This window comes from Acinetobacter sp. SH024 (genome assembly GCF_000163635.1).
Classification (GTDB): domain Bacteria; phylum Pseudomonadota; class Gammaproteobacteria; order Pseudomonadales; family Moraxellaceae; genus Acinetobacter; species Acinetobacter pittii.
Genome location: NZ_GG753600.1, coordinates 691369 through 704474, shown reverse-complemented (window position 1 = coordinate 704474; position 13106 = coordinate 691369). Strand labels below are relative to the sequence as shown.

At 40.1% G+C, this 13106-nt stretch carries 12 protein-coding genes, 2 pseudogenes and 1 riboswitch; of the genes and pseudogenes, 12 read left to right on the top strand and 2 right to left on the bottom strand.

Going from position 1 to position 13106, the window contains the following annotated elements; genetic code table 11:
- Positions 1-157 precede the first annotated feature (157 nt).
- Positions 158-253, top strand: a riboswitch (guanidine-I (ykkC/yxkD leader).
- Positions 254-281: 28 nt separating this feature from the next.
- The 7 genes and pseudogenes from HMPREF0013_RS09200 to HMPREF0013_RS09175 all read left to right on the top strand — a co-directional run bounded on the left by HMPREF0013_RS09200 (position 282) and on the right by HMPREF0013_RS09175 (position 6346).
- Positions 282-1022 (top strand): urea amidolyase associated protein UAAP1, encoded by a 741-nt coding sequence (locus HMPREF0013_RS09200; protein WP_002114455.1) that lies wholly within the window; start codon positions 282-284, stop codon positions 1020-1022.
- 15 nt (positions 1023-1037) lie between these two features.
- A complete protein-coding gene (locus HMPREF0013_RS09195) occupies positions 1038-1691 on the top strand; it encodes an urea amidolyase associated protein UAAP2 (RefSeq protein ID WP_000217380.1) in 654 nt (217 codons plus the stop codon).
- Positions 1692-1693: 2 nt separating this feature from the next.
- A pseudogene (locus HMPREF0013_RS25410) lies at positions 1694-2779 on the top strand (biotin carboxylase N-terminal domain-containing protein); the annotation flags it as partial.
- A pseudogene (tssK, locus tag HMPREF0013_RS25405) lies at positions 2771-3925 on the top strand (type VI secretion system baseplate subunit TssK); the annotation flags it as partial. The pseudogenes HMPREF0013_RS25410 and tssK, both read left to right, overlap by 9 nt.
- A gap of 17 nt (positions 3926-3942) precedes the next feature.
- The gene (icmH, locus tag HMPREF0013_RS09185; protein ID WP_002114531.1) at positions 3943-4749 is read left to right on the top strand and encodes a type IVB secretion system protein IcmH/DotU; all 807 of its coding nucleotides are present in this window, start codon (positions 3943-3945) and stop codon (positions 4747-4749) included.
- Positions 4750-4761: 12 nt separating this feature from the next.
- The gene (locus HMPREF0013_RS09180) at positions 4762-5385 is read left to right on the top strand and encodes a hypothetical protein (RefSeq protein ID WP_002114473.1); all 624 of its coding nucleotides are present in this window, start codon (positions 4762-4764) and stop codon (positions 5383-5385) included.
- A gap of 7 nt (positions 5386-5392) precedes the next feature.
- Entirely contained in the window at positions 5393-6346 is a 954-nt protein-coding gene (locus tag HMPREF0013_RS09175) for a M15 family metallopeptidase (protein ID WP_005076734.1), read from the top strand.
- Here the strand turns inward: HMPREF0013_RS09175 and HMPREF0013_RS09170 are convergent.
- The gene (locus tag HMPREF0013_RS09170) at positions 6343-7200 is read right to left on the bottom strand and encodes a LysR family transcriptional regulator (RefSeq protein WP_002114403.1); all 858 of its coding nucleotides are present in this window, start codon (positions 7198-7200) and stop codon (positions 6343-6345) included. The genes HMPREF0013_RS09175 and HMPREF0013_RS09170 overlap by 4 nt on opposite strands.
- 147 nt (positions 7201-7347) lie before the next feature.
- Here HMPREF0013_RS09170 and HMPREF0013_RS09165 point away from each other — a divergent pair, with 147 nt between their 5' ends.
- The 4 genes from HMPREF0013_RS09165 to HMPREF0013_RS09150 all read left to right on the top strand — a co-directional run bounded on the left by HMPREF0013_RS09165 (position 7348) and on the right by HMPREF0013_RS09150 (position 10982).
- Positions 7348-8016 carry an ankyrin repeat domain-containing protein gene (locus tag HMPREF0013_RS09165; RefSeq protein ID WP_002114539.1) on the top strand — a complete coding sequence of 223 codons (669 nt, stop codon included), beginning with the start codon at positions 7348-7350 and terminating at the stop codon, positions 8014-8016.
- Between the two features lie 16 nt (positions 8017-8032).
- Complete coding sequence (locus HMPREF0013_RS09160; RefSeq protein WP_002114526.1) at positions 8033-8515, top strand: nucleoside deaminase; 483 nt, start codon at positions 8033-8035, stop codon at positions 8513-8515.
- Positions 8515-9696, top strand: a complete 1182-nt coding sequence (locus HMPREF0013_RS09155) for a cyanate transporter (protein ID WP_002114197.1) — start codon at positions 8515-8517, stop codon at positions 9694-9696. The genes HMPREF0013_RS09160 and HMPREF0013_RS09155 overlap by 1 nt, the downstream gene beginning before the upstream one ends.
- A 128-nt stretch (positions 9697-9824) precedes the next feature.
- Positions 9825-10982 (top strand): winged helix-turn-helix domain-containing protein, encoded by a 1158-nt coding sequence (locus HMPREF0013_RS09150; protein ID WP_002114394.1) that lies wholly within the window; start codon positions 9825-9827, stop codon positions 10980-10982.
- Between the two features lie 38 nt (positions 10983-11020).
- On the opposite strand, the gene HMPREF0013_RS09145 is transcribed toward HMPREF0013_RS09150, so the two are convergent.
- On the bottom strand, positions 11021-11476 hold the full coding sequence (locus HMPREF0013_RS09145; protein ID WP_002114351.1) for a GNAT family N-acetyltransferase: 456 nt from the start codon (positions 11474-11476) through the stop codon (positions 11021-11023).
- A gap of 112 nt (positions 11477-11588) precedes the next feature.
- Between HMPREF0013_RS09145 and HMPREF0013_RS09140 the strand changes: the two genes are divergently transcribed.
- On the top strand, positions 11589-13064 hold the full coding sequence (locus HMPREF0013_RS09140) for a PLP-dependent aminotransferase family protein (protein ID WP_002114242.1): 1476 nt from the start codon (positions 11589-11591) through the stop codon (positions 13062-13064).
- Positions 13065-13106 lie beyond the last annotated feature (42 nt).

Sequence of the window (13106 nt, the reverse complement as noted above, 5' to 3'; positions counted from 1 at the left end):
CTTCGTAAAAGGGGCTTTTTTATTTTCAAGATGCACAATTTTGAATGCAGTTTTTTATTTTTGAACTTAAATCGCACCTAAACGGCTCAAGTTTAGTATTACTTTTAACCAAAACCGTAATACTAAGCTGGCATGTCCTTTGCATAGTCATAACCAATCAAAAGTGATCTAGGGTTCCGATACTTACAGTATGTCTGGACCGAGAGTTCACGGTTCCTAGCGAACTACACGGAGGGATAAAAGCCCGGGAGGAAGTCTAAAACTATCCGACAGGAGTAGCTATGAACACTGCAAGTTATCATAACAATCAGGCGATTTGGACCGAACTTTTACCCGGAGGACACCACTGGTCGGGTCGAATTCAAAAAGGAACCATTCTTAGATTTACATCGCTTGGCGCTCAGGCAAATGTTTCTTTGTTTTGTGTAAATGCTGCCGATGTGCTTGAACGTTTTAACATGCCCGACAGTTTAAAAGGGCAACACACCGCCTATTTAAAAGCTTCCAATGTGCTCTATTCAGACCTTGGCCGTGTCATGGCTTCCATTGTTCATGATGACCATGGCTGGAACGATGCACTTTGTGGCCCAAGCCGACCTGAGCAAATTGAAAAGCAATTTGGTACGCGTACATTTCAAGATGCCCGCAATGATATGTACCAAAACGGCTTAGACAGCTTACTCATTGAAATGTGTAAATACGGACTTGCCAGCCAAGACCTGAGTGCTACGGTTAATCTATTTTCTAAAGTTGTGCCAGATGAAAGCGGTGCTTTGTCATATGTCAGTTCTGACAACACCGATCAAACCATTGAGCTGCGTTTTGAAATGGACTGCTTGCTATTTTTATCTGCTGCGCCGCATGGTTTAGACACCAGTCCAAGCTATCAACCCGCCGATATTCAACTCAGTTTATTTAAAGCCAATTCACTAACAGACAGCGATATTTGTCGTGATGCGTGTTCACAAAATCAGCGTGCCTTTCAAAACACAGCCCGCTACTACGCGCTTAGCAATATTTAAATCAGGAGAAGCATCATGACAGTTTTACAATCATTTGAAAAAGCAGTTTTAAATGAAGTTTGTCCTGCGGGTGAAGCGTGGATGTGCGAGGTTAAAAAGGGCCAATATTTTCGAATTATTGACCTTGAGGGAAACCAAGCGGTCGATACTTTGTTTATGAGTGCCGAAAATCCAACTGAGCGTTATAGCGCAATGGATACTTTGGCCATCAACCAACAAATCTATTTAGAAAAGGGTACCAAGCTCTACAGTAACTTTGGCCGTCCAATTGCCGTTATTCATGATGATAACTGTGGTCGCCATGACACCATTGGCGGTGCCTGTTCTTGTGAAAGTAATACGGTTCGCTATGCACATGAAACGTACCCTATGCATAGTTGCCGTAACAACTTTATGTATGCCTTGGCAAAACATCCGATTGCAAAAAAGCATGGTTTAAATGTCCGTCATATCGGTCCAAACATTAACTTTTTTATGAATGTGCCTGTGACACCAGACGGCCAGCTTAAATTTGATGACGGAATTTCAGGCCCCGGTAAATATGTAGAAGTTCGGGCAGAAATGGATTTAATTGTTTTAATTTCCAATTGCCCGCAGCTAAACAACCCATGTAATGCCTATAACCCAACCAAAATTCAACTGGTTGTCCGTGAAGCGGAAGGGGTGTAAGCATGTTTAAAAAAGTTCTGATTGCCAACCGCGGTGCAATTGCATGTCGCGTCATTCGCACTCTTAAAAAACTCGGGATCGCTTCGGTTGCGGTTTATTCCGAAGCCGACCGTGACTCGTTACACGTGACTTTGGCCGATGAAGCTTTTTTGATTGGACCTGCACCTGCCCATCAAAGTTATTTAGATATTGAAAAAATCCTTGAGGTTGCTAAACAGTCGGGAGCAGAAGCCATTCATCCCGGTTATGGTTTTTTGTCTGAAAATGCCGAATTTTGTGATTTATGTGAAAGCCAAGGAATTGCCTTTATTGGGCCAACTTCAAGCCAAATGCTCGATTTTGGTTTAAAACATACTGCACGTGAACTCGCTATTAAAAGTAATGTGCCTCTACTTCCGGGTAGCTCATTACTTTCCGATGAAGCCGAGGCTTTGACCGAAGCTGCCCATATTGGTTATCCAGTCATGCTGAAAAGTACCGCGGGTGGCGGTGGTATTGGCATGCGTCTGGTCTGGAACGAAACCGAGTTAAAAGATGCCTATCAAACCGTGTCTTATTTGGCGCAGGTCAATTTTAAAGATGCGGGTTTGTATTTAGAGAAATTTGTACAACACGCGCGCCATATCGAAGTACAAATTTTTGGTGATGGGCAAGGACAAGTTTTAGCCTTGGGTGAGCGTGATTGTTCAGTGCAACGCCGTAATCAGAAAGTCATTGAAGAAACACCCGCACCACACCTAAATGAACAGCAACGTGAGTATTTGCAAAAAGTTGCGATTCAACTGATGCAGTCAGTGAACTACCGCTCGGCAGGCACAGTTGAGTTTGTCATGGACACCGAAACGCAAGAATTTTACTTCTTAGAGGTCAACACGCGTTTGCAAGTCGAGCACGGCGTGACTGAGCAAGTATTTGGTGTCGACTTAGTTGAATGGATGGTTACTTTGGCAAGCGGTGACTGGTCAGCACCGACTGAAAAGTTAGAGCCAACAGGGCACTCCATTCAAGTTCGTCTTTATGCCGAAGACCCAATTAAACAGTTTCAGCCGAGTGCAGGTCTACTCACACATGTTAAATTTGACCCGGAAATTTATCAGGCACCTGCATATGATCTATTGCCTGAACCAATTTTATTAGACGATCTTAATTTACGTGGTGAGATGCTAATCTATTTAGCATTGCCGCTTTTACAAGCAAATAAGCAAAATCTAATTGATCAAAACCAAGCGCAAAAGGGTAGATATCAATCTCACCTTGTCGAAACGCATGATCTATTTACTAATGCTACTGAAGCAGATATTAGTTTGCTACGCCGACGTGCTGTTTTTAAATTATTAGATGTACATAGTAATCCAGACCACAATCTAGATGGTTTCTTATATCTGCCGATTGGAAAAATTAAGCGTCAAAGCTCTGGTGCTTTTGAAATTGACCGAAAGTTTATTCCACCAATTTTGCATGTGGATGCCTCTGAATCACTCATTTCAAACTTAAAAAGAACACTGAATGTGATTAAGGCAAAAATTAAGACTATTCAAACCAATAACCGAGAAAATGAACAGAAGTTAATTGAATTCCGTTCAGGTGATATCGTTTCATTCTGGTTAGTAAATGCCTTAAATACAGCTCATGCTGGCCTGAATCATTTTGTGCAATATCCACAAATCCATCCAGAACGTTTGTTCTTCGAATTGTTACGTTTAGCAGGTTCTTTATTAACCTTCTCGACGGCGTATGATGTTGATCAGTTGCCTGCCTATAAACACCATAATTTACAAGAAAGTTTTTCGCAGTTAGACACGATTCTACGTGATTTACTCGATACGATTATTTCGAGCCGTTACATCAGTATTGCACTTAAAGAAATCCGCCCTTCATATTGGGTGGGAAGTCTTGAGACCGATAAGATTACTCGAGATACTCGACTTTATATTGCAGTATCAAGTAGCGCAATGCAGACACATGAGTTGATCCAGATTGTACCTTTACGATTCAAGATTGGTAGCACTTTAGATGTAGAGCAACGTGTAGTTGCAGCATTACCTGCAATTCCATTGCATCACTTGATTCAGGTTCCAACAGCGATTCCTGTACGTTCTGGTGTGAGCTATTTTGAAGTTGAACCCCATCATGAATTATACCAACGCATGTTAGATTCAGAGACGATTTGTATTTATGTTCCGGCTGGCTTCCAAGATATCAGTATTGAACTGATTGCGGTTATGAACGCTTAAGGGTAAAGGAGAGAAAAATGTCACAATCCACTGGTGCTCCTTCTTTATTTGACGATGGGCAAATTGGAACGGGTGGGAACAATAATAGCCAGTCTCAGGCAAAGCTACAGGCAATCAATCTTATTGATTTATTGCATGATGGCTTTTATTTGGTTTTTTTGATTCGAAATCAGTATGTGCCGGCAGACGCTCAGCAGTTTCGTGAAAAAATCTTAAATTTACTCAATCAATTTGAGCAGCAAGCTAAAAAGTTACAATTTTCAGCTGATGATATTCATGATGCTAAATATGCATTTTGTGCTTTGATTGATGAAACTATCGTAACGCAACAAGACCCAAGCTATTTTAATTTACAAAATGCTTGGTTAATTAGCCCATTGCAATTGAGCTTGTTTGGTTCTCAGTTAGCTGGGTATCGTTTCTTTGAAATTTTGGAACAATTACGTAGTCGTGGAAAAGAACGTCTAGCTGCTTTAGAAGTATTTCATTACTGCCTTTTGCTCGGTTTTCAGGGTAAGTACCGAATTGAATCTATTGAAAGTCTCAACCACCTAGTATCAAGAGTGGGTGATGAAATTGACTATTTAAAAGGGAAAAAAGTTGCGTTTTCGCCGTTCTCGGCAATTCCCGATCAAATACGAAATATTATTCATCGCGAAGTACCTTTCTTTTGGATTTTGATCTTTCTATTGATTTTTGCATTACTTACCTTTGCGGGTTTAAGATTTATGCTGAACAATCAAAATGATAAAGCATTATCTAACTATCAAAATGTGATTTCTGCTCCTCAAGAGCAAGCACATATTACAATTTATTTACCTTGATGATGGAACGAAATGGCTCAGGAAAAACCAACTTCTATTCGAGTTTTACAATCGAATAAAAAAAAGCCGAAATCACCAGTACTTTATATTGTGATTGGTGTGATTGCAGGGGTGTTTGTCAGCATCTCGCTATTCCTGTTCTTGTCTCAACCGAATTCGCCAGAATCAGCAGCAATTGAGAGTAAATCAACGGAAGAGCAAATTTTAAATCAAGATGCTGTACATTCTTCAGATGAACAAAATCAGGTTGTTGTAAGTCAAGATAATGAGACGGACTCAATGAGTCGTGATGGCTTTGAACAGCCAAAAGATAATGAGTTAAGCAATATTTTTAAACCTGTTCCGCATAAAACTGTTGCTACGAATGAACAACGAGTTTCACCATTTGATGAACAGCTAACAGGTGAAAAGAAAGTTCAGGTTGTGCCTCAGCTACAAACGGGTGCAGCTAAAGCGGCTCAACCCAAAATACAGCCAGCTCAGCAAAAACCTGTGAGTAAGCCGCAGCAACAACAAGTGGCGCAGGCTAAACCAGTAGTTGAGAGTAAAGCTCCAGCCGAACCAGAACCTGAGGTTGAGCCGCCTAAGGCATCGGTAGATATTAAAATTACACGAAGTCCTTTTGCCGTGAATTAATGAACTGATGATAATCTTTCTCATTTTCTTTTGCTTTACATGTTTGGCAATTGGTTTAGCGTTTTTAATGTCTTATGAACTCAGGAGTAGAAGCAAAGATTTTGTTTTGTCATTACTGCCCCAAGGGCGTAAACAGCTTAATCAGGTTAAACAATTTGCTCAAACCATGAATCAGGCAGCTGCTCCTGAAAAATTACAATCTCATTGGCATTTACAGCAGTGGTGGATTGTTATTGCGGGCTTTTTCTTGTTTGCTAGTATTTTAGTGTTTGCTTTAACTCGGCCTATTAGCTCAACCCGAATTGAAGCTGAATATCTGAAAAAAACAGATCCTCAAATTTATGCACTTTTAAATGGTGAAATATTATCGCCACCGCCAGAAGTGGATGAGAGCCTAATTGAAGCTGCAATTGTTGAGGCCACGCAGTTAGAGCAGCAATATTCGTCTCAAAATAGTGGAGCTATTAATTCTTCACCGATTGATAATGCAAGTTTCGATGGTCGAGCTATTTTGGATACAAATTTAGTTGATCGTAAATGGGACAAAATGAACCCACGATATAAACAGCGTTTACTCATGGTCTTTAAAATCATGAAAGAACAGTACGGTTATGAGTTGGTTCTATTGGAAGGCTATCGTAGCCCAGCACGTCAGAACATGTTGGCGGGCAATCCTAACACGACTAGAGCGAGGGGGTATCAAAGCTATCACCAATTTGGTTTAGCAGCCGATGTAGCATTTAAGCGAAATGGAAAAGTGGTTATTTCTGAGCGAGATCCATGGGCAATGCAAGGCTATCGGTTATATGGGCAAGTCGCCGAATCGGTTGGTTTAACTTGGGGTGGACGTTGGAAATCTATCCAAGATTATGGGCATACCGAGTTCCGTATGCCGGGCTTAAGAAAAACTCAAGAAATGGCAGAAAAGCTGATTGCTGAAAGTTCGAATGATATAAGTTAAATATTGATTGATGATTGAAAACGTTCTTGTAAAACAGACGTCATTTTATCTACAAGCTGGGAAATTATCCCAGCTTTTTCCCATGTGTAAATTGAAACGGCCATAGGAGGCACATCTCCTAATGAATCATATCGACGTACTCTTCGTCCATTGGTCGTAGCTACAGGCAATAAAGATAATCCTAATCCTGTTTCAACACTGACTAACACGCTTTCTAGGCTACTACCCGTAAAGGCAATATACCAACGTCGCCGTTCGCGCTCTAAGGTTGCGAACATCTCATCCCGATAAAGTCCGCCTTGAGGAAAGGTCACTAAACTCATGGGATCAGACCATTCAGTTGTTGAATTCGAACTTTCAAACCATGCCATTTCTTCTGGGAATGTAGCGTGGTGATCAGCACTAGCAGCAGGTTCTTTGACAATAATAATATCGAACTCACCATTCCGATAACGTTCTGTTAGGTTCCGACTTAAGCCAGAGGTTACATCTAAACGAATGGAGCGATGCTCTTTGGCAAATATACCGAAAACTTCAGCCATTGCAGGACTCATCATATCTTCTGGTAAACCAATACGAATGGGAATACTTCCTGCCGGATCTTTAAGTAGGGCCTCAGCTTCCTGTTGGAGAGTCAAAATCCTTTGCGCATAACCAATTAGATACTCTCCAGATGCCGTCAATTTGAAAGGTCTCGCTGTCCGATCTATAAGGGCATGACCGACAGATTCTTCAAGTCGTGCTAACTGCTGACTAACTGTTGATTGAGTCAGGTGTAATCGATCGGCAGCTGCGGTAAAACCGCCAGTTTCAAAAATAGTGACGAAAGCACGTAAAAGGCGAGGATCAAACATATTAGGTACCGCCACACTTAAAAGCCGATAAGATAAATATTTATAATCTTAATACTATCGATTCAATAATTTAATTTCCAAATACTTTTGGTCGTGTTTATTCTATTTGCAAAATGTTTAGCCAAAAATTTCTATTGGGAGGCCACCATGCGTAAGTCACTAATATGGATGAATCTGATTGTCGCATTAGGGGCGTCGGGTTTTACAAATATGACGAATGCAATGGGTGAGTATCCTTTACATCAGGCAGTGATAAATAATGACACACAATCTATCAAACGGATTTTATCTCAAAAAGCTTTAATTGATGAGCGAGATGAAACTGGTTCGACTGCTTTGATGGTTGCTACAAGAGCAAATAATGTACATGCTGCTCATATGCTGATAGAGGCTGGTGCCGATGTAAATGCAAAAGACAATATTCAAGACAGTCCATATTTATATGCTGGTGCACAGGGATATTTAAAAATTCTAAGAATGACACTCATGCATGGTGCCGATTTAAAAAGTATTAACCGTTACGGTGGAACTGCGCTAATTCCAGCAGCGGAACGAGGCCATGTTGAAACAGTCCGTACATTAATTGCGGCCGGTGTAGATGTTAATCATGTGAATAATTTGGGTTGGACAGCATTACTTGAGGCCATCATTTTGGGAAATGGAGAACCTAAATATCAACATATTGTAGAGCTTTTATTAAAGGCAGGTGCTGATCCGAACTTGGCTGATAAAGACGGCATAACTCCCTTACACCATGCGCGGTCACGAGGATATCGCGAAATTGAAAAAAGACTTCTTGCAGCTGGTGCAAAATAGAAAGTGAGAGTATGTGATGGAAAAAGGTGAACAGTTTTTACGTAAGGCGATTGAGCTTGCCTATAAAAATATTGAAAAAGGTGGCAGGCCATTTGGTGCTGTGGTTGTAAAGAATGGAGAAATTATTGCTTCAGGCGTAAATCAGATTCTGGTAACGAATGACCCAACCGCACATGCTGAATTACTGGCGATTCGTGCAGCCAGTCAAGTTTTAGGATCTGCCAACCTAGAAGGCTGTTCTGTGTATGCAAGTGGACATCCATGCCCAATGTGTATGGCTGCAATGCGTTTGGCCGGTATAAAGTCGGTGAGCTATGCTTATTCTAATGAAGACGGAACACCATTTGGTTTGTCTACAGCTGAAATATATATTGAGCTTGCCAAGCCCTTTGCTGAGCAATCAATGAAAATTCAATATATACCGATCAGAGTTGAAAACCGCACTGATCTTTATGCGCATTGGAAGAATTATCAAGCCAATCATTCAGGCTCAAAATAATGAAGCAGCCTGGAGCTTTTTTGACCCAGCCGATGCTCATTGTAACTGTGGCTTTAGTTGGCCTTAATTTAAGACCATTTATAACAAGTATTGGACCATTGATTGCCAATATTCGAACAGCTACTGGTTTAAGCTTACAAGGGATAGCACTACTTACTTTGTTACCGATGATGCTTATGGGCCTCATTGCATTTGTTGGCCCAATATTGCAGAACTATGTCGGCGAACGAAAAGCTATTCTTGGTGCATTGCTGGCCATTTGTGGAGGATGTGCTGTCCGTTTTTTATTGCCTACATCCGAAGGATTAATTATTAGCGCAATAGTAATTGGATTTGGCGTTGCGATGATACAAGTGGCATTTCCCGGCATGATTAAACGAGAATTTAGCCAATATATTGGGCCGATGATGGGGCTTTATTCGGCTATGCTCATGGGAGGAGGAGCACTAGGTGCATGGTTAGCTCCCATAATTTCAAATATAACGGGTGTCTGGTCGATTGGCCTAGCTTTTTTTTCCATTCCAGCTTTATTTGCATTTATATTGGCGCTTGTCTTTTTACCTATAAAAGTTAGTTCATCCATTCATCATCCGCCTGTACGCAAGTTGTTAAATCAACCTCGAACATGGTTATTAATGATGTGCTTTGGACTTGTAAATGGTGGCTACTCGTCAGTAGTAGCGTGGTTGGCACCTTCTTTTCAAGATCAGGGTTGGAGTGCAGCACAAAGTGGAAAATTACTCGCTTTGCTGGCCTTGAGCCAAGCAGCTTCAGCGCTCATTTTGCCTGTTTTAGCTAGGAAATATAAAGATCGACGTCCATGGTTATGGTTTACGTTAGCAATGCAACTAGTCGGTTTTTCTGGAATGGCTTTTATCCCTGATTTTGCCTCTATGCTTTGGGCAATTTGTTTAGGTATGGGCTTGGGAGGATGTTTTGCCTTAACGCTTATAGTTGCATTAGATCATTTTGATGAACCGACACATGCAGGTGCTTTATCTGCACTGATGCAGGGTGGTGGTTTTTTACTCGCAGCAATCCCGCCGTGGATTATTGCAATCTTGCATGATCTTACGGGGGCTTACAAAGCGGGATGGCTTTTCCATTTAGCCAGTGTGATATTAGTAGTTGTTTTAGTAATTAGATTGAATCCCAAAAGTTATTTTAAAGTGAGTCTGTAAAACGTTGAATTAGTCAAGATTCTTTTTAAGAATTGCTACTCCTATAATCACAAGCAAATGAGGAAATAGTGATACGATAGAACTGAAATTTTTCCGCTTCTAAATGAATACAACAATATTTGATTTCTATGACTTCTTCTTTGAAACAGCTCACTTTATTTAATCAAGGCTTAGGAAAAACCAGTCGATTTGCAAAAGGCGTGGATGGAACTTTACAGGCTATTGAGCATTTAGGATATGTGCAGATTGATACCATATCGGTTGTAGAGCGAGCTCATCACCATATATTGTGGAGCCGAGTACCTGATTATGAGTTAAGTCATCTCAATAGTTTGGTTGGCGAGCGGCAGATTTTTGAATATTGGTATCATGCAGCGTCTTATCTTCCTATGAAAGATTATCGCTATGCATTGCCTGCCATGATGTCTGTCAGAAACGGAGAAAGCCGTTATTTCAATAGAGGTGATCAACACCTTATGAATGAAATTTTAGCCCGTGTTCGTGCTGAAGGAAAAATTCGCCTCCGTGATATTGATAAAAATAATAAAAAAAGTTTGGGAAACTGGTGGAATACCGGACCAGGCCGCCGTGCTTTTGAGCAGTTATATATGCAGGGTGACCTGATGATCTGTGAGCGTAACGGAATGGAAAAGGTCTTTGATTTGACCGAGCGCTGCTTGCCTGAAAATATTGATTTAAGTATGCCTGCGCTTTATGAATATGCGCAGTATTTGTTTAATAATACGCTTCGAGCGCATGGTGCATTTACATGGAAACAATTAGTTCATCTAAAGAAAAATGATTTAAAAGAAATTATGCGCATCGTTCTGAAAGAGCAGATTGACGCAGGTGTAGTATCTGTAATTAAGCTTGAGAATGGTCAAACTTTATATGTTGATGTTGCTGCAATGGAACAAAAGGTTAGTACTGATTTTGGTTTAAAAATACTTTCACCTTTTGATAATTCTCTTATTCATCGTGACCGTTTAGCTTCTTTATTTGAATTTGATTATAGGATTGAATGCTATGTACCAGCAGCCAAACGTGTATATGGTTATTTTTGTTTGCCGATCCTATATCAAGATGAGTTAGTAGGCCGAGTAGATTGTAAAGCGCATCGTTCTATCAAAGAATTAGAAGTGATTAGCCTACATCTGGAAAAAACAGTAAAAAATAAGGAGCTCTTCTTCTTCGAACTGGAACAAGAGTTCAAGCGTTTTGCTGCGTTTAATCAATGCTCAACTATTAATGACAAAGTGATTCAGCGTATTCGTACTAAAATTTAGACACCAAAAGCACTCCAGCTTTTGGTGTTTTCACTTTTTTAGTTCAAAGGCATACGATATTGAATAACTCCTGGTTTTTGTGCAATCCAGTCATAAAGCTTTTGCGCTGTTACATTGGTTTCTTGAGTATGCCAGTATAAACGGTCACAGTTGTGTTTGATTGCTTGCTTCTGCACATATTCAATGAGTTGCTTACCAATGTGTTGTCCACGAACTTCAGGTGAAACATAAAGGTCTTCTAGATAACAGTAATTATTTTCTGCCCATGTTGAACGATGAATAACATAGTGCACAATTCCTAAAACCTGCTCACCTTGTTTAGCAACGGCACAGTACATAGGTTCATTCTCATCGAAGAAACGTTCCCATGTTACTTTTGTGACATGAAGGGGTAAATTCACTTGATAAAAATTTTGGTAAGCAAGCCAATATTTTTCCCATTGTGAATAATCTTGCTGCTGAACAGGAACGATTTGAAGACCTTGATTTTGCATAATAATTACACTCTGTTTTAAAGTAATAAAAAATCGACAACTTGAGTGTAGTTTTGATAGTGGTATTTTTATAAGATACACTTTTGATATTTTTTACAGTACCAGTTTTGATATGGCAGCTTCGATTTCTGCATCTTTTCCCCATTTAATTTTGCCAAAAGGCCAGATTAAAGATGGGTTATATACGGCTTTGCGTGATGCGATTTTAGATGGAAGGCTAACTGCCCGAACAAAATTACCCTCAAGTCGTGCTTTGGCAGAGATGATGTCAATTTCAAGGAATTCTGTATTGGCGGCTCTTGAACGATTACTGGATGAGGGATATTTATTTACCAAACCAAGTTCGGGTACCTATGTTGCTGAGGTTGTGCCAGATCAGTTAATACATGTTCAAAAAAATTCAAAAGAAACGTCTAAAAATACTCATCGTTCCTTAAATATTAATCCAAATCTTGAAACTTTATTGGATTCATGGCGAAAGCAGTCATGGTTAAGTAAAAAGAAAAAGATGTTTCATGTAGGGGTAGGCTGTATTGATTTATTTCCTCATCAACTGTGGGGCAAGTTATTAACGCAAGCTTGGCGGCAGTCGTATTATCAGCTTGGTCAATTTTACGACCCACGTGGCTATCTACCTTTGCGTCAGGCAATTTCTGAATATGTTCGCTCCACTCGAGGGCTGAACTGCAACGAAGAGCAAATTATTATCGTAAACGGAACGCAGCAAGCTATTCATTTAACGGCCTATGCCTTACTTCAAGCAAATGATGAAGTGTGTTTGGATGAGCCGGGATATGATGCAGCTTTTAAGATTTTTCGAAGTTTTGGTGCGCAGGTAAATTTGATCGAAAGTGATGAGGAGGGAATGCAAATCTCTGACATTACAAATCATTACTTCAAAAGCAAACTGGTATATACAGCACCTTCACATCAATTTCCTTTAGGAGGAACTTTAAGTTTAGCTCGCCGTTTTGCTTTATTAGATTGGGCAAACAAACAAGAAAAATGGATTTTTGAAGACGATTATAATAGTGAGTTTCGCTATGGCACTCACCCAATTCAAGCTCTACAAGGTTTAGATCAGCAGCAAAGAGTCATTTATTCTGGCACTTTTACCAAGATGATGTTTCCAGAGTTTCGTTTAGGGTTCATGGTTGTACCTGAAGCATTAATTGAAACCTTTAGTGCAGCTAAATATTATACTGACGTGCGAAGTTCATATTTAGAGCAGGTCGCTTTAGCTCTATTCATTCAACAAGGCCACTATGCTCGACATGTACGTAAAGTTCGAAAAGCATGCTATGAGCGTCAACAAGTATTGATTAACGCTATTAATGAATACCTTTCAGATGTACTCGATGTTCAGCCAACAGATTCAGGCATTCATCTTATATGTTGGTTAAAAGCATCATGGACTGAGCAGGAGTTTATTTCTCATTGCTCGGCATTGGATTTGGAGATTCAACCTCTATCAAGATATTGTCAACTTGAGTCGAAAAAAGCAGCGGTTCTTTTGGGCTATGCTGCCCATCAACCTGAGGAAATGGTGAAAAATATTAAGAGACTAGCCATGAGTATCAAAAAGTAAAATAGCTAAACTTTTCAAAATTATATCTGGATTTTAGAGTGA